Source organism: Streptomyces sp. NPDC017520 (genome assembly GCF_044329855.1).
Classification (GTDB): Bacteria; Actinomycetota; Actinomycetes; order Streptomycetales; family Streptomycetaceae; genus Streptomyces.
The window spans coordinates 553686-570406 of record NZ_JBIRKB010000001.1 but is presented as its reverse complement, the minus strand read 5'-3'; the positions used below and the strand labels follow the sequence as shown (position 1 = coordinate 570406).

The 16721-nt window shown below is 72.7% G+C and carries 12 protein-coding genes; 5 read left to right on the top strand and 7 right to left on the bottom strand.

Features of this window, described 5'->3' with window-relative positions:
* The first annotated feature begins 35 nt into the window (after positions 1 to 35).
* Entirely contained in the window at positions 36 to 2294 is a 2259-nt protein-coding gene (gene glgX / locus ACH4KB_RS02530; protein WP_398062820.1) for a glycogen debranching protein GlgX, read from the top strand.
* Between the two features lie 18 nt (positions 2295 to 2312).
* Here the strand turns inward: glgX and ACH4KB_RS02525 are convergent, their stop codons facing one another.
* Genes ACH4KB_RS02525 through ACH4KB_RS02510 form a run of 4 tightly spaced genes read right to left on the bottom strand, consistent with a single transcriptional unit; the run spans position 2313 to position 6045 of the window.
* Entirely contained in the window at positions 2313 to 2966 is a 654-nt protein-coding gene (locus ACH4KB_RS02525) for a response regulator (RefSeq protein ID WP_398062818.1), read from the bottom strand.
* 55 nt (positions 2967 to 3021) lie between these two features.
* Entirely contained in the window at positions 3022 to 4311 is a 1290-nt protein-coding gene (locus ACH4KB_RS02520) for a sensor histidine kinase (protein WP_398062816.1), read from the bottom strand.
* Between the two features lie 14 nt (positions 4312 to 4325).
* Positions 4326 to 5126, bottom strand: a complete 801-nt coding sequence (locus ACH4KB_RS02515) for an ABC transporter permease (protein ID WP_398062814.1) — start codon at positions 5124 to 5126, stop codon at positions 4326 to 4328.
* A gap of 1 nt (position 5127) precedes the next feature.
* Entirely contained in the window at positions 5128 to 6045 is a 918-nt protein-coding gene (locus ACH4KB_RS02510; protein ID WP_398062812.1) for an ABC transporter ATP-binding protein, read from the bottom strand.
* Between the two features lie 164 nt (positions 6046 to 6209).
* Between ACH4KB_RS02510 and ACH4KB_RS02505 the strand changes: the two genes are divergently transcribed.
* Together ACH4KB_RS02505 and ACH4KB_RS02500 are read left to right on the top strand one after the other, a co-directional pair.
* Positions 6210 to 8087 (top strand): ABC transporter ATP-binding protein, encoded by a 1878-nt coding sequence (locus ACH4KB_RS02505; RefSeq protein WP_398062810.1) that lies wholly within the window; start codon positions 6210 to 6212, stop codon positions 8085 to 8087.
* Complete coding sequence (locus ACH4KB_RS02500) at positions 8084 to 9967, top strand: ABC transporter ATP-binding protein (protein WP_398062808.1); 1884 nt, start codon at positions 8084 to 8086, stop codon at positions 9965 to 9967. The genes ACH4KB_RS02505 and ACH4KB_RS02500 overlap by 4 nt, the downstream gene beginning before the upstream one ends.
* A gap of 78 nt (positions 9968 to 10045) precedes the next feature.
* On the opposite strand, the gene ACH4KB_RS02495 is transcribed toward ACH4KB_RS02500, so the two are convergent.
* From ACH4KB_RS02495 to ACH4KB_RS02485, 3 genes are all read right to left on the bottom strand, one after another.
* A complete protein-coding gene (locus tag ACH4KB_RS02495; protein WP_398062806.1) occupies positions 10046 to 10948 on the bottom strand; it encodes a DUF3626 domain-containing protein in 903 nt (300 codons plus the stop codon).
* Between the two features lie 168 nt (positions 10949 to 11116).
* The gene (locus ACH4KB_RS02490; RefSeq protein WP_398062804.1) at positions 11117 to 11983 is read right to left on the bottom strand and encodes a TIGR03620 family F420-dependent LLM class oxidoreductase; all 867 of its coding nucleotides are present in this window, start codon (positions 11981 to 11983) and stop codon (positions 11117 to 11119) included.
* A 190-nt stretch (positions 11984 to 12173) separates the two neighbouring features.
* Complete coding sequence (locus ACH4KB_RS02485; protein ID WP_398062802.1) at positions 12174 to 13355, bottom strand: FAD-dependent oxidoreductase; 1182 nt, start codon at positions 13353 to 13355, stop codon at positions 12174 to 12176.
* A gap of 186 nt (positions 13356 to 13541) precedes the next feature.
* Between ACH4KB_RS02485 and ACH4KB_RS02480 the strand changes: the two genes are divergently transcribed.
* Positions 13542 to 14132 (top strand): TetR/AcrR family transcriptional regulator, encoded by a 591-nt coding sequence (locus ACH4KB_RS02480; protein WP_398062800.1) that lies wholly within the window; start codon positions 13542 to 13544, stop codon positions 14130 to 14132.
* Positions 14133 to 14515: 383 nt separating this feature from the next.
* The gene (locus ACH4KB_RS02475) at positions 14516 to 16561 is read left to right on the top strand and encodes a M4 family metallopeptidase (RefSeq protein WP_398062798.1); all 2046 of its coding nucleotides are present in this window, start codon (positions 14516 to 14518) and stop codon (positions 16559 to 16561) included.
* Positions 16562 to 16721 lie beyond the last annotated feature (160 nt).

Genomic DNA, 16721 nt, shown 5'->3' with positions numbered 1-16721 from the left:
AGGTCCCGTCCCCACGAGCCGCGGGAGGCGACACGGTGTCCAGCGCAGCCGAGCAGGAGGCAGTACAGGATCCGGAAGCGGTGACCGGCGCCGGGGCGGGGACCGTGGAGGCCCGCCGCGCCGGCGCCGCCCGGGACGGCGCACCGCCCCCCGCCGTCTGGCCCGGGGCCCCGATGCCGCTGGGCGCCCGCTTCCGGGTCGGCCCGGACGGGGTGGCGGGGACCAATTTCGCGCTGTGGGCGGGCGGGGCGGAGGCGGTCGAGCTGTGCCTGTTCGACGAGCGGGGCGCGGAGACCCGCTGTCCGCTGACCGAGCTGACCCATGAGATCTGGCACGGCTTCGTCCCCGGGGTGCGGCCGGGTCAGCGTTACGGCTACCGGGTGCACGGCCGCTGGGACCCGTGGACGGGCGCCCGCTGGAACGCGGCGAAGCTGCTCCTGGACCCGTACGCCCGTGCGGTCGACGGGACCTTCACCCTGCCGCCCGAGGTCTACGGGCACGTACGGGACTGGCCGGACCAGCAGGTGGCGGACACCGTGCGGGACGACCGGGACTCGGCGCCCTTCGTGCCCAAGGGCGTCGTCGTCCGCGACGACGACGACTGGGTGGAGGACCGCCGCCCCAAGACCCCGTGGGCGGACTCCGTGATCTACGAGCTGCACGTGCGCGGCTTCACCAAGCTGCACCCGGACATCCCGCCCGGGCTGCGCGGCACGTACGCGGGGCTCGCTCACCCGGCCGCGATCGAGCACCTGACGCGGCTCGGGGTGAGCGCCGTCGAACTGCTCCCGGTGCACCAGTTCGCCCACGAGGACCATCTGCTGCGGCGCGGGCTGCGCAACCACTGGGGCTACAACTCCATCGGCTACTTCGCCCCGCACGCCGGCTACTCCGCCTCCGGTACGGCGGGCCAGCAGGTCGGCGAGTTCAAGCGGATGGTGCACGCGCTGCACGAGGCCGGGATCGAGGTGATCCTCGACGTCGTCTACAACCACACCGCCGAGGCGGGCGAGCTGGGCCCGATGCTGTCGCTGCGCGGCATCGACAACCGGGGCTACTACCGGCTGCGGGACGACCCGCGCCGCTACGCCGACTACACCGGCTGCGGCAACACCCTGCACGTGGTACAGCCGCAGGTGCTGCGGCTCATCACCGACTCGCTGCGCTACTGGGTCACCGAGATGGGCGTCGACGGCTTCCGCTTCGACCTGGCGGCGGCGCTGGCCCGCTCGATGCACGACGTCGACATGCTCTCCCCGTTCCTCGCGGTGATCGCCCAGGACCCGGTGCTGCGCCGGGTCAAGCTCATCGCGGAACCGTGGGACGTCGGCAACGGCGGCTATCAGGTCGGCGCCTTCCCTCCCCTATGGACCGAGTGGAACGACCGCTACCGCGACGCGGTGCGCGACTTCTGGCGGGGCGCGCTCCCCGACGTACGGGATCTCGGCTACCGGCTGACCGGCTCCAGCGACCTGTACGCCTGGGGCGGCCGCCGCCCTTACGCCTCGGTCAACTTCGTCACCGCGCACGACGGCTTCACCCTGCGCGACCTGGTCAGTTACGAGCAGAAGCACAACGAGGCCAACGGGGAGGGCAACCGGGACGGGACGGACGACAACCGGGCGTGGAACTGCGGGGCGGAGGGGGAGAGCGACGACCCGGGGATCAACGCGCTGCGCCGCCGTCAGCTCCGTAACCTGCTGACCACCCTGCTGCTCTCCACCGGGGTGCCGATGCTGGTGGCGGGCGACGAGATGGGCCGGACGCAGGGCGGCAACAACAACGCCTACTGCCAGGACAACGAGACCGGCTGGCTGGACTGGTCGCTCCTGGAGGAGCCCGCGTGGCGGGAGCTGACCGAGCTGACGGCCCGGGTGCTGACGCTGCGCCGGACCCATCCGGTGCTGCGGCGCCGCGCCTTCTTCTCCGGCCGGGCGCAGGCTCCGGACGGACTGCGGGACCTGGCGTGGTTCGCCCGGGACGGCCGGGAGATGACGGAGGGCGACTGGTACGCGCCGGCGGCCACGCTCGGGCTGTACCTCTCGGGCCGGGACATCCCGGGGCGGGACGCGCGGGGCGAACCGGTCACCGACGACAGTTTCCTGGCGGTCCTGCACGCGGGCGCGGAGCCGACGGTCTTCGCCCTGCCGGGAGCGCCGTGGGCGATCGCGTACGAACTGGTCCTGGACACCGCGCGGGAGGAGCAGGCCGAGGCTCCCGGCACGGTCCTGGACGGTGGTACGGAGATGGCGGTGCCGGCCCGTTCGGTGCTGCTGCTGCGGGTGACGGCGTAGGAGGGAGGGCCGCCCGGGTCAGCCGAGGATGCCCCGGTCGTAGCCGACGGCGACGGCCGCGGCCCGGTCCTTGGCGCCCAGCTTGGCGAAGACGTGGGTGAGGTGGGTCTTCACGGTCGCCTCGCTGATGAAGAGTTCGGCGGCGATCTCCCGGTTGGTGGTGCCCCGCGCCACCAGGACCAGCACCTCGCGCTCGCGGGCCGACAGGGCGGCCCCGGCGGGGTCGGCGGTGGGGGTGCGGACCCGGGTCATCAGCCGGGAGGCGACGGCGGGCGAGAGGACACCGCGGCCGTCGGCGGCGGCCCGGACGGCCGCGAACAGCTCCTCGCGCGGGGCGTCCTTGAGGAGGTAGCCGGTCGCGCCCGCCTCGATCGCGGGCAGGGTGTCGGAGTCGGTGTCGTACGTGGTCAGCACCAGGACCTTCGAGCGGGCGCCGCGCCGGGTCAGCTCCGCGATGGCCGCCACTCCCCCGCCGCCCGGCATCCGCAGGTCCATCAGGACGACGTCGGGGTCGAGGCCCGCGACGACCGCGAGGGCGTCCACGCCGTTCGCCGCCTCGCCGAGGACCTCGAATCCGGGGGCGGCGGCGAACATGCCCCGCAGCCCGTCCCGGACGACCGGGTGGTCGTCGACGACGACGAGGCTGATGGTGCGGGCGGTGGTCTCGGTCATGACGGCACCGTACGGGGGAGCACGGGTGCCTGACCAGGGGCGACCGCCGTGCTGTTCAGGGGTGCCTGACCAGGGGGACCCTGGCCGACACCGCCGTGCCGCCGCCCGGTTCCGACTCCACCTCGACCGCGCCCGCGATGCGCTCGGCGCGGGCCCGCATCCCGCCGAGGCCGAAGCCGCCGGCGCTGTCGGCCGGGGTGGCGGCGGCGAGGTCAAAGCCGCGCCCGTCGTCCCGTACGTCCAGGGTCAGTTCGTCGTCCATGAAGGACAGCGTCACCCCGACCCGGGAGGCCCCGGAGTGCCGCCCGGCGTTGGCGAGGGCCTCGCCCGCGATGCGCAGCAGGGTGGCGGCGATCTCGTCGTGGACCGGTTCGACGGTGCCGGTGACGGTGAAGTCGGCTCGGACGCGGTGCTGTTCGGCCCAGTCGGCGACGGTCTTCTTCAGCGCTCCGGCCAACTCGTCGTGCTCCAGGGCGACGGGGGCGAGGTTGTGCACGGAGCGGCGGGCCTCGCCGAGGCTGTGGCGGGCGAGCGCGGCGGCCCGCGCCAGGTGGACGCGGGCGGTCTCCGGGTCGCGGTCCGTCAGGGAGGTGACGACCTGGAGCTGGGCGATGATCCCGGTGAGTCCCTGGGCGAGGGTGTCGTGGATCTCGGCGGCGAGCCGGCGCCGCTCGTCGTCGACCCCGGCCTCGCGGGCCTGGACGAGGAGTTGGGCGTGCAGGGCCGCGTTCTCCGCCATGGCCTGCTCCAGCCGGAGGTTGGTGCGCTCCAGCTCGGCGATGGTCTCGACCTGGATGCGGGCCTTCTCCTCCTCGCGCATCCCGACGTACCAGAAGAAGAGGGCGAGGGCGGAGTTGATGAGGTACAGCGCGCCGAAGGCTACCCAGTTCATCAGCGAGGCGGGCGGCAGCCCCCCGCTCTGCGAACCGGCCAGGGTGACGGCGGTGCAGAGCAGCCCGATCCGCACGGCCCGCTTGGGCAGCAGCGGTTCGATGTCGAAGTAGCCGAGGGCCGCGTAGATCGCGAAGAACGGGTTGAGCCAGGACAGCACGAAGGCCAGGACGGTCCGGACGGTGTAGTAGGCCACCCCGGCCGGGGCGCCCGGAGCGGTACGCGGGCGGGCTGTGCCCCACCAGCCCTGGAGCCCGTACGCCGCCACGACGATGGCCCCGGCGAGGTACATCTCGGTACGGGTCATGATCAGGTCGGCCGCGACGGAGCCGACGAGGACGGACAGGGTGAGGACGGCGTAGGGGCCGTACCGGTAGAACTGCTCCCAGCGTTCCTCGATCGTGCGGGGCCCCGTAGCGCCCGACGGGTACGGGGAGCGGGTCGGCGGCGTCATGCGGACAGTCTTCGTCACTGCCACCGGAAGAGTCGAGCGGCCGTGATGCCCAGAGCCGCGGTCCACAGGGCGAGGACCAGGAGGTGGATCCAGCCGGGCCAGCTCCCGGACGCGGCCTGCTCCAGCGCCTGGGAGGCGGCCCCCAACGGGGTGATCTCCACGATGCGGCGGAGGGCGTCGGGCATCGTCTGGACGGGCAGCCACACCCCGGCGCTGAACATCATCACGAGGTAGGCGCCCGTACCGAACGCGGTGGCCGCCTTCGTCGTCCGGGACAGGGCGCAGATCATGGAGCCCAGGCTCAGCGCGGCGCCGACGGCGAGCAGCAGCGCCAGCAGGTAGCCGAAGGGCTGTTGGGGCAGCGCGACCCCGTAGGCGATCCGGCCGACGGCGGTGACGAGGAGCGCGGAGGCGAGGCAGGCCGCGCCGTGCAGCAGGATCTGGGCGGAGAGCAGGGCGGAGGGCCGCACCGGGGTGGCGGACATCCGGCGCAGGATTCCGCGCTCGCGGTAGGCGGTGAGGACGGGCGGCATCGCCTGGACCGCCGCCGTGATCATGGCGAGCAGGATCGAGATGGGGACGTACAGGTCGATGACGCGGCGTCCGCCGAGGTCGTCCCGCGCCTCCTTGAAGGCGGGGACGAAGCCGAGGATCACCAGGAGGACGGAGGGGAAGACGAAGATCCAGAACAAATTGCCCGGTTCGCGGAGGAAGAGCCGGGTCTCGGCGATCAGGACGGCGGCCGCGGGACCGTGTCGCCGGGTGGTGCGGGGCCCCGGGGCGGGGGCGGGTGCGGTGGTGGTCTCGGTTCGCATGTCAGGCGTCCTGTCCGGTGAGGTCGAGGAAGGCTTCGTCGAGGCTGGTCTCGGTGATGCGCAGCCGCAGGGCGGTGACGCCGAGGTCGGCGAGCAGGGCGACGAGCGGGGTGACCGTCTCGTCGGTGCCGTGCAGCGTGAGCGTCCCCTCGCGGTCGGGCGGGGTCACCGACGCGACGCCGGGCAGCGTGGTGAGCCGGGTGAGGTCGGGGCCGGTGAGCGGCCTGGAGGGCGTGAAGGAGAGCACGGTGGAGCCGGTGGCCTGCCGGATCAGCCCGGCCGGGCTGTCCAGGGCGACGACCCGGCCCCGGTCGATGACGGCGATCCGGTCGCAGAGGCGCTGGGCCTCCTCCATGAAGTGGGTGACGAGCAGGACGGTCACCCCGCCGTCGCGGATCTCCTCGATGAGCTTCCAGGTGTCGCGGCGGGCGCGCGGGTCGAGGCCGGTGGTCAGCTCGTCGAGCACGACGACCTTCGGGTTGCCGATCAGGGCGAGGGCGATGAACAGGCGTTGCTTCTGCCCGCCGGAGAGCTTGGCGAAGCGGGTGGTGAGCCGGTCCGCCAGACCGAGCCGGTCCGCGAGCGGCCGCCAGTCGGCGGGGGCCGGGTAGAAGGCGGTGTACAGCTCCAGCGCCTCCCGTACGGTCAGTTTGGCCTGGAGCTCGCTCTCCTGGAGCTGGGCGCCGAGCAGCCGCGTGACCCGGTCGTGGTCGGCGACGGGGTCGAACCCGGCGACCCTGATGGTGCCCGCGTCGGGGATGCGCAGGCCCTCCACGCATTCGACGGTGGTGGTCTTGCCCGCCCCGTTGGGGCCGAGGATGCCGAAGATCTCCCCCTCGTCGACGGAGAAGGAGACGCCGTCGACCACGGCCCGGCCGGCGTAGGTCTTGCGCACCCCGTTGACTTCGATGATTGCCATGCCCCCAGGGTTCCGGGGGGCGGGCGCGGGCGGTATCCGCCGTCACGCTCGACGGCGCATCAGCCGATCGGTTGACCCCGCGGTACGACCGTCGGCGCCGGCGAGTCCGGCACGGCGGAAATTGGCAGGACCGATGTCAGTGGTGAAACGTAAGGTCGCCCCTGATGCCCGAAAAGCCTGCAGAGCGCACGGACCGGTCCGCCGTGCGCTCCCTCCTGCGCCTGTGGCCCTATGTCCGACCCGTGCGGGTGCGCCTGTTCACGGCCGCCTTCGTGGCGATCCTGGCGTCCTGCCTGGGGCTGGTGATCCCGCTGGTGCTGAAGTGGATGGTGGACGGTCCCGTCGCCGAACGCGATCCGGGCGGGGTGTGGCTGGGGGCGCTGTACCTGCTGCTGCTGGGTATCGCGGAGGCGCTGCTGTTCGGGCTCCGGCGGTGGCTGGTGGCGCGTCCACTGGCCGGGGTCGAGGCGTCGATGCGGGCGGATCTGTTCCGCCATCTGCAACGGCTTCCGGTCGCGTTCCACGACCGCTGGGCCTCGGGTCAGCTGCTGTCGCGCGGGACGACGGACCTGATGCTGCTCCGGATGTTCCTGGCGTTCCCGCTGACGTTCCTGGTCGTCAACACGGCCACGATCCTGGTCGGGTTCGTCATCCTGTTCGCCCAGGACTGGACGCTCGGTCTGGTGCTGCTGGCGCCCGCGGTGCCGCTGGTGATCCTGTGCTCGCTGTTCGAGACGAAGTACTCGGTGGTCGCGCGCCGGGCCCAGGACCAGGTCGGCGATCTCACCACGGTCGTCGAGGAGAGCGTGCTGGGCATCCGGATCGTCAAGGGCTTCGGCCGGCACCGCAGCCAGGCGCAGGCCTTCCGGGCGCTCTCGCACCGGCTGCGCACCACGGAGCTGGGCAAGGCCCGGCTCCTCGCCGGGATCTGGGCGCTGATCACCGCCATCCCGGAGCTGGCGATCGGCGCGGCGCTGGTGCTCGGCACGATCCAGGTGGCGGACGGGACGCTGTCCGCGGGCACGCTGGTGGCGTTCCTGTCCACGGCGCTCGCCCTGCGCTGGCCGGTGGAGTCGATCGGCTTCCTGCTGGCGATGAGCCAGGAGTCGGCGACCGCGACCGACCGGTATTTCGAGGTGATGGACGTGGCGGAGGAGCCGGGGGCCGTCGCCGTGCGGGAGAGCGCGCCGCCCACCGCCCCGGGGATGGTGTTCGAGGGCGTCGAGTTCCGCTACCCGGACGCGGATCCGGGCTCGCCGCCGGTCCTGGCCGGGATCGATCTGCACATCCGGCCCGGTGAGACGCTGGCGCTGGTCGGAGGTACGGGGTCGGGCAAGACGACGCTGACGGCTCTGGTGCCCCGGCTGCACGAGGTGACCGGCGGGCGGATCACGCTGGACGGCGAGGACATCGCCACGATGGAGCGCTCCCGGCTGCGGGAGCTGGTCTCGGTGGCGTTCGAGGAGCCGACGCTGTTCTCCGCGACGGTCGGCGAGAACGTGACGATGGGCGCGGCCGAGGCGGACGAGAAGCAGGTGCGCCGGGCGCTGTCGGTCGCCCAGGCCGACTTCGTGCACGAGCTGCCCCAGGGGCTGGACACCGAGGTCGGCGAGCAGGGTCTGAGCCTCTCCGGCGGCCAGCGTCAACGCCTCGCGCTGGCCCGCGCGGTGGTCGGGGAGCCGCGCTTCCTGGTGCTGGACGACCCGCTCTCCGCGCTGGACGTGCACACGGAGACGCTGGTGGAGGCGGCGCTGCGGCAGGTCCTGGAGCGGACGACCGCGGTGGTCGTGGCGCACCGGCCCTCCACCGTGATGCTGGCCGACCGGGTGGCGCTGCTGTCCGGGGGCCGGATCGCCGCGATCGGCACGCACCAGGAGCTGTTGCGCGACAACGCGGAGTACGCCTGGCTGATGTCGGGCGCGGGCGGCGAGCCCGCTTCCGGGCCGCCTCCTGCCAGTGCGGGAGACCCGTCCGCCGCATCGCGCCCCGCCGTGAGCGCCCCCGTACAGCAGGTCCCCGCCGAGGAGGGCAGTGCCCGATGACCACGACCACCGACGACGCCTCGCTCCCGGCCGCCGCCGACGACGACGGCACGCCGAGGAGCCGGGTCGCGCCCGGCCCCGGGCGCGCGGACGACCCGTTCGACCGGGACGACCTGCCCGCGCCGCCCGGGGCGACCAGGGCGCTGCTGTTCTCGCTGCTGACCCCGATGCGGGGCCGGGTCGCGGTGTCGGCCCTGCTCCTGCTCGTCCAGCAGGTAGCGATGCAGGCGGGCCCGCTGCTGGTCGCGTACGCCATCGACAGCGGGGTTCCGGCGTTCCGGGACCACGACTACGGGCCGCTGATCGCGGTCGCGATCGCCTACGCGGTCTGTTCCACCGGCGCGGGCGTCCTCCAGTACGCCTTCATCCGGGCCGCCGCGCGGATCAACCAGGACGTGCTGCTCGATCTGCGCGGCCGGATCTTCCGGCACGCGCAGGCGCTCAGCGTCGACTTCCACGAGCGCTACACCTCGGGCCGGCTGATCTCGCGCTCCACGACGGATGTGGAGTCGCTGCGGGAGCTGCTGAGCGAGGGGCTCCAGGAACTGATCGGCGTGGTCCTGTCGTTCGTGTCGATCGCGTTGGTGCTGCTCTGGCTGGACCTGGGGATCGGCGCGATCGCCACACTCTCCTTCGTACCGCTGTATCTGATGGTGCGCCTGTACCGGCGGCGGGCGTCCGTCGCGTTCGCGGCGCGGTCGACGGCGATCGCCGCGGTGATCGTGAAGTTCGCGGAGACGATGAACGGCATCCGTCCGGTCCAGGCGTTCCGCCGCGAGCGGAGCAACGACACCGTGTTCACGGCGCTGAACACCCGCCACGAGCGGGCGAACGGCGACGCGATGCTGGAGATGGCGCGCTACGTCATCGGTTCGCGGCTGATCGCGAACACGGCGGTGGCCGGAATGGTTCTGTGGGGCGCCTACCGGGTCGCGGACGGAACGCTGGCGCTCGGGGTGCTGGCGGCGGCTGTGCTGTATGTGCGCCGGCTGTACGACCCGATCGACCGGCTGGGGATGTTCCTCAACTCCTACGAGTCGGCGGCCGCTTCGCTGGCGAAGATCGCCGGTCTGCTGGCCCAGGCGCCGAACGTCCCGGAGACCGACCGGCCGAAGGAACTGCCGCCCCGCCCGGGCGCGCTCCCCGGCCGGGAGGTCACCTTCGAGGGGGTGCGGTTCGCCTACCGTACGGGCGGCGAGGTGCTGCCGACGTTCGACCTGCACCTCCCGGCGGGCCGGACGGTGGCGGTCGTCGGGTCGACGGGCGCGGGCAAGTCGACGCTGGCCAAGCTGCTGGCGCGCTTCTACGACCCGACCGAGGGCCGGGTCCTGCTGGACGGCACCGACCTGCGCGATCTGGACACCGCCGAGCTGCGCCGGGGCGTGGTGATGGTGACGCAGGAGGCGTTCCTGTTCTCCGGGACGGTCGCGGAGAACATCGCGATCGGCCGCCCGGACGCCACCCGCGAGGAGATCGAGCACGCCGCGAGGGCGATCGGCGCGCACGACTTCATCGCCGCCCTGCCGGACGGCTACGACACGGACGTACGCAAGCGGGGCGGGCGCATCTCGGCGGGCCAGCGGCAGTTGGTGGCGTTCGCCCGGGCCCTGCTGGCGAACCCGGCGGTGCTGATCCTGGACGAGGCGACCAGCTCCCTGGACGTCCCCGGCGAACGGGCCGTGCAGCGGGCCATGGACACGGTCCTGCACGGCCGCACGGCGGTGGTGATCGCCCACCGGCTCTCCACGGTGGAGATCGCGGACCGGGTGCTGGTGATGGAGCACGGCCGGATCGTGGAGGACGGCACACCCGCCGAACTGATCGGCGGGACAGGGCGGTTCGCGGGGCTGCACCGGACGTGGAAGGACAGCCTGGCCTGAGCCGAGGGTGCTCTTCCCTACCGAAGGGCACTCCTTCCGAGGAGCGCCGAACCCCGCAGTCCCTCTGGCACCAGCCCCTCAACGAAGACCATCGAGTCCAGCCCCTTCCCTCGGTGCCGGAACCACCGATCTGGCCATGGTCTTCCGCGGGGCCCCGAATCGCGCCAGGTAGTGCCATACCTTCTTGACCGCCTGGGGGTCATGGAGGCCGGCGCGTGCTGAGTCTCCGATGATCCGAGGATCGAGAGTGCCCTCGACCGCGATCTGCGTGCCCAAGTCGACGTATTCCTGGCCGCGGTAGTCGGGGTGTCGTCGGAGTTCCTCAACCCCGAGTCGGAAGCCGGGGTGCCACTCCACCGGGCAGCCAAGACGCAGAGCCGCGTCCTCGACCGTCGTGCCCCGGTAGCAGGGGTCCAGCACCAGCGCCTCCACATCACCTCGCAGGTGGACCGGCGCGTGCACCTGTGCCTCGATGTAGTCGTCAAGCTCGTCCTGACGATCGGCGGAGGCAAGCTCGATCAGCCCCATGCGGGCCGCGACACCGAAGTCCGACGGTTCGAGGAAACTGTCCGGGTAGCAGAACGTGCTCCGCCTCAGCGTCCGGGCCGTCAGCCGGAAGTGCGCCGAGCCGAACCGCGGCGCCCCGCCGACCGGCTTGCGGCGGAAGTTCAACGCCCCGTAGACAGGCCGCTCATGAGCGGTCGCTTCGTCGTAGGCCCCGTCGAAGATCCGGCTCTCCCAGCGCCACCGGTCGCCGCCCGGACGTGCGGTCAGGCCGCCGTTGCTGGTCCCCGTGACGAACTGCGAGTGGTAGACGCCGACCTCGGCCATAGCGTCCAGGATCGGCTTGCCGCGCAGCAGGCGGTCCGGGTGAAAGTTGAGGGTCACCCGCAATGCCGGGTCCATCGGAGGGCCCGACGCCAGTTCCGCGACATGTCGAAGGGCCCGTTCCTGCACTGCCCGGGAGGCTGCGGAGCTCATCAGCACAGTGTTCCCCACCCCGGTCAGCCGGCGCACGCGGATTGTAAGAAATGCAGGACGAGGGCAGGACGCACACGCGTTGTCGAACGGCGGCCGGCCTCGGAACGGCGGCTCCTTCCGGCCCGTTTCGAGGCCGGCCCCGGGTGTCCGGTATCCGCACCGCAGCGCCTATGGCGACAGCAGTTCCGGGGCGAGGTCACGCCAGGACTGGCGGGCGAAGACGTCGAGGCGGTCGGTGACCACCTGGACGGCGATGTGATCGGCCCCGGCCCGGTGGTGCTCGGTGAGCCGGGCGGCGATCTCGTCCGGTTTTCCCCAGGCGAACAGCTCGTCGATCAGCCGGTCGCTGCCGCCGTCGGTCAGGTCCTCGGCGGCGAATCCCCCGCGCAGCCACGCCGTCCGGTAGTTGCGCAGTGCGAGGTAGGGAGCGAGCATGCCCCTGGCCATGGCACGTGCGGTCCCCGCGTCGGTGTGCGGGATGACGGTCTGCTCCAGCGCCAGCAGGGGCCCTTCACCCAGCATCGACCTGGCCCAGGCGGTATGGGCGGGGCTGACGAGGTAGGGGTGCACTCCTGTGGACCCGGCGGCTGCCAGCCGGGTCATCTGTGGCCCGTGCGCGCCGACGATGCGCGCGGTCGACGGCAGGGGAGGAGCCGCGGCGTCCAGCGCCTCCAGGTAGGAGCGCAGCGCGTGGTACGGATCGCGGTAGCGGCCGGAGACTTCGGCATGGCTGACGCCCAGGCCCACCAGCAGCCGGTTCCGCTGTCGCTCCGGCAGAGCGTTGTAGGCGGCGGCGAGGTGGCCTGGCGGCCTGTCCCAGATGGACACGCAGCCGGTCGCGACGGTGATCCGGCTCGTCGCGGACAGGACCACCGAGGCCGTGCGCAGGTCCCCGCGGGGGTTGCCGCCCGGGTTGCCGCCGAGCCAGATGGCGCCGTACCCGAGCTCCTCCAGCTCGGTCGCGGCGTCCCGCGCCTCGACGCGGTCCCCATGGGTGAACGCCAGACTCCAGATACCGATCGTCCCGAGCTGCACGCCGAAGCCTTCCTGGTGTGGAAGCTCTGTTGTAGCCGTGCGGGAGGGGCCTGTCGCCCCGGGGGCCCTGTCCTGTCCGGAAGCCGATCGTCGACGTCCGATCACGCACCCTGCGGGACCGCGCCGGTCCCGGTCCGCCGATCGTAGGGGCGCGACCGCCCCCGGCGAACGGATGCGCAGCCCGTGGAATTCAGCCCGGCAGCAGCCGCACCGCCGCGTCCCGCAGCCGGGTGCGCTCCGTGCTCATGAAGCGGTGCAGGGTCCGCGAGCCGAAGGCGGTCCGCTGGGCGCTGCGGCGGCGCTCGCGGTCGTAGGCGCGCAGGGCGCCCTCGATGCCCGCGGGGCCCGGGGGCGCTGCGGCCAGCGCACGGCTCAGGGCCTCCGCGTCCAGGATCGCGGTGCAGGCGCCCTGGCCGAGGTTGGGCGTCATGGCGTGGGCCGCGTCGCCGACCAGGGCGACGGGAACGGACCGGGCGTCGGAGGACACACCCGAAGCGGGCCCGGCGTCGAAGGAGGCACGGGACGCGGGCCGGGTGCCGGAGAAGGCAGAGGAGGCGGGCCGGGTGCCGGAGAAGGCAGAGGAGGCGGGCCGGGTGCCGGTGGAGACGAAAGTGGGCAGCGCCGGGTAGAGGTGGAGCATCTCGTAGCGGATCCAGGTGGCCGGGTCGGTGGCGTCCAGGATGCGCGGGACCGGGTCGTGCCAGCCGGCGAAGGAGGCGCGCAGTTCCTCGGCGGTGGTGGCCTCGGGCACGGTGGCGTACCAGTTGGTGCGGCCCGGTTCGACCGGGGTCATCCCGAAGAAGCGCCCGCTGCCCCACGTCTCGCCGTGCACCGGGCTCTCGAAGTCGGCGACGCCGATCCAGGCGACGGTGCCGATCCGGCGGGGGCCGCTGCGGTCGCCGAAGCGGGCGGTGCGAACGGCGCTGCGGATGCCGTCGGCGCCGACCACCAGGTCCTGTCCGGCGGCCGGCGCGTCGAGGCCGGTGACCCGCTCGCCGAGCTTGAGCGGGACGTCGCCGAAGGCTTCGAGGGCGGTGAGCATGGCGTCGACCAAGTAGGGCCGGGAGATGAGGAGTTCGGGGCGCCCCGCCTTGCGTTCGATCCGCTCCAGCGGGAGGCGGCCGATCGATGTCCCGTCCGGGGTGCGGAGGTGCGCGTCGCGGTAGGGCACGGCGTGGTCGCGCAGCGCGTCACCGACGCCGAGCCGGTCGAGCGCGGACTGTGCGGTGGGGTGGGTGCCGAAGGCCCCGCCGTACCGCTCCAGTTCGGTGCGCCGTTCCAGCACGGTGACCGTCCAGCCCGCGCGGCGGAGTCCGATCGCGGTCGCCAGACCGCCGATGCCCGCGCCGACCACGGTCGCCGTTCCTGTCATGTCGCGCCCCCGAGCTCGTTCGGACCGTACGGAGAAGGAACCGCACGGAGGAGGAACCGTACGGAGGAGGAACCGCACGGAGGAGGACCAGGCAGAGAATCACCACACCTGTGGTACCACGGCTGGGGTAGCATCGACAAGGGCAGGCCGAGGACGCGGCAGCCGTACGGGAACGAGGGGGCGCGCGTGAATCCGGACCGCCGGGACCGGCTGCGGGACGCGGCCGTCGAGGTGCTGGCCCGGGAGGGCGGGCGCGGGCTGACCCACCGGGCCGTGGACCGGGCCGCCGAGGTGCCGCCGGGGACCGCCAAGAACTACTTCCCGACCCGGGACGCGGTGCTCCGCGCGGCGGCCGAGCGGTGCCTGGAGCAGTACCTCGCGCTCACCGGGCAGTTGGCGGCAGCTCCGGGGCCGGCGGACCGCGAGGGCCTGACAGCCCTCTTCCGCTCACTCCTGGAGAACGTCGCGGGGCCGGGCCGCTCCCGGCTGCTGGCGGTGCTGGAGCTCCAGGCCGAGGCGACCCGGCGCCCCTGGCTGTCCGCCATCCTCGACCCGATGGCGAGCGGGGATTTCGTGGGCATGGAACTGGCCCAGCGCTCCGCCGGACTGCCCGTCACCCCGCAGCGGGCCGCCGTCGTCACCCTCGCGCTGCACGCGGCGATCCCGCACCTGCTGACGAACGGCCCGGCCACGCTCGCGGCGTCGGGGCTGGACGACGTGGACCGCTTCGTACGCGACCTCCTGGACGCGGTGTACCCGCCGGGAGCCACCGCCTGAGCGCATCGGCCACCCGCACCCCGCCCTGACGGATCGGCACGTTCCGGCGCTTGAATCTGGCCAGAACCCGACGCCGTCTCATCAGGCGGTCATCGCCGCCCTTCCCGCCGGCGACGCCACCGTGCGCGTCGCGCGCGAAACCTGTGGCCACCCTGTGAATGCCGGGCTCCACAACTCCCGGTAACACTGCGGCAATGATCGGCGAAACGTCCGCTTAACGAACATGACCTTTCCGGCAACGAACGAAATCCGGCCAACTTGTTGACACGGTCCTGACAGGTGCGGTCATCTGCTGACACTCTTCACCCCGTTCCGCGCACCGCCTGCACCGTCCGGACGGCCCGTCCAGCGCCGCCGGTACCCCCCTCGCAGAAGGAGTCCGCGTGAGATCCACGCCCAGCCGTCGCGCCACCGCGACCGGCGCTCTGATAGCCGCCGCGGCCCTCATAGCCGTCGCCGTTCCGTCCGGCGCCGCGACCGCCACCTCCGCTCCCGCCTCGGCCCCGCTCGGCGGCATCACCGCCGGCACGAAGGCCGACCCGGGCGCCCTGCCCGTCAAGCTCTCCCCCGCCCAGCGCGCCGAGCTGCTCAGCGAGGCGAACGCCACCAGGGCGGCCACCGCCAAGGAGCTCGGCCTCGGGTCCACGGAGAAGCTCGTGGTCCGCGACGTCGTCCAGGACCGCGACGGCACGACGCACACCCGCTACGAGCGCACCCTGGGCGGCCTCCCCGTCCTCGGCGGCGACCTCGTGGTCAAGGCGTCCCCGGCCGGAGCGACCGAGGGCGTCAGCAAGGCGTCGAAGGCGACCAGCGCGCAGCTGAAGGCCGTCGGCCTCACCGCCGACGTGGCTCCGGCAGCGGCCGAGAAGCAGGCGCTCGGCGCGGCGAGGGCCGAGGGCTCGAAGGCGAAGAAGGCGAGCGAGGCCCCGCGCAAGGTGGTGTGGCTGGGCAGCGGCTCCCCGCAGCTCGCGTACGAGACCGTGGTCGGCGGACTCCAGCACGACGGCACCCCGAACGAGCTGCACGTCGTCACCGACGCCGCCTCCGGCGAGAAGCTCTACGAGTGGCAGGCCGTCCACAACGGCACGGGCAACACGCAGTACAACGGCCAGGTCACCCTGGGCACCGCGCCCTCGTACACCCTGACCGACACCACGCGCGGCAACCACAAGACGTACAACCTGAACCGGGGCAGCTCCGGCACCGGCACGCTGTTCTCGGGCCCGGACGACGTCTGGGGCGACGGCACTCCGCAGAACGCCGAGACGGCCGGCGCGGACGCCCACTACGGCGCGGCCGAGACGTGGGACTACTACAAGAACGTGCACGGCCGCTCCGGCATCCGCGGTGACGGCGTCGGCGCGTACTCCCGCGTCCACTACGGCAACAACTACGTCAACGCGTTCTGGCAGGACAGCTGCTTCTGCATGACGTACGGCGACGGCAGCGGCAACGTCAAGCCGCTGACCTCCCTGGACGTGGCCGCCCACGAGATGACGCACGGTCTGACCTCGGTCACGGCCGGGCTGAACTACAGCGGAGAGTCCGGTGGTCTCAACGAGGCCACCTCCGACATCTTCGCCGCGGGCGTGGAGTTCTACTCCGACACGGCCCAGGACCCGGGCGACTACATGGTCGGCGAGAAGATCGACATCAACGGCGACGGCACCCCGCTGCGCTACATGGACAAGCCCTCCAAGGACGGCGCGTCCAAGGACTACTGGTACTCGGGCATCGGCAACGTCGACGTCCACTACTCCTCGGGCCCGGCGAACCACTGGTTCTACCTGCTCTCCGAGGGCAGCGGCGCCAAGACCGTCAACGGCGTCGACTACGACTCGCCGACCTCCGACGGGCTCCCGGTGACCGGCATCGGCCGGGACAAGGCCGCCCAGATCTGGTTCAAGGCGCTCACCACCAAGTTCACCTCCACGACCAACTACGCTGCTGCCCGCACCGGCACGCTCGCGGTCGCCGGTGAGCTGTACGGGACCACCAGCCCCGAGTACGCGGCCGTGGCCCACGCCTGGGCCGGCATCAACGTGGGCGCCCGCCCCGGCGGCGGCGACCCCGACCCGGGCGGCAAGGTGTTCGAGAACACCACCCCGGTGGCCATCCCGGACGCCGGCGCCGCCGTCACCAGCGCGGTCACCGTCTCCGGTGTGACCGGCAACGCGCCGAGCACCCTCAAGGCCGACGTGAACATCACGCACACCTGGCGCGGTGACCTCGTCATCGACCTGGTGGCCCCGGACGGCACCGCCTACCGGCTGAAGAACCGCTCCTCCGGCGACTCCGCGGACAACGTGGTGGCGACCTACACGGTCAACGCCTCGTCCGAGGTGGCCAACGGGGTCTGGAAGCTGAAGGTCCAGGACGTCGCCCGCCAGGACACCGGGCGGATCAACAGCTTCAAGCTCACCTTCTGACCCCACCGGGCCCACCGGCCCGCGGGGAGCACCGACGGAACGGCCCGGGAGGGGTTCGCCCCTCCCGGGCCGTTCGCCGTGGTGAGGACGGGAGGGACGCGCGCGCGGAGACCCGGCACCGCACGCGCGCCGGGCCCCTCGGATCCGCCGGGGCGAGCGC

Coding starts and splice junctions, on each gene's coding strand:
- ACH4KB_RS02525 (WP_398062818.1), bottom strand. CDS start 2,966: ATGACCGAGACCACCGCCCGCACCATCAGCCTCGTCGTCGTCGACGAC.
- ACH4KB_RS02520 (WP_398062816.1), bottom strand. CDS start 4,311: ATGACGCCGCCGACCCGCTCCCCGTACCCGTCGGGCGCTACGGGGCCC.
- ACH4KB_RS02515 (WP_398062814.1), bottom strand. CDS start 5,126: ATGCGAACCGAGACCACCACCGCACCCGCCCCCGCCCCGGGGCCCCGC.
- ACH4KB_RS02510 (WP_398062812.1), bottom strand. CDS start 6,045: ATGGCAATCATCGAAGTCAACGGGGTGCGCAAGACCTACGCCGGCCGG.
- ACH4KB_RS02505 (WP_398062810.1), top strand. CDS start 6,210: ATGCCCGAAAAGCCTGCAGAGCGCACGGACCGGTCCGCCGTGCGCTCC.
- ACH4KB_RS02500 (WP_398062808.1), top strand. CDS start 8,084: ATGACCACGACCACCGACGACGCCTCGCTCCCGGCCGCCGCCGACGAC.
- ACH4KB_RS02495 (WP_398062806.1), bottom strand. CDS start 10,948: ATGAGCTCCGCAGCCTCCCGGGCAGTGCAGGAACGGGCCCTTCGACAT.
- ACH4KB_RS02485 (WP_398062802.1), bottom strand. CDS start 13,355: ATGACAGGAACGGCGACCGTGGTCGGCGCGGGCATCGGCGGTCTGGCG.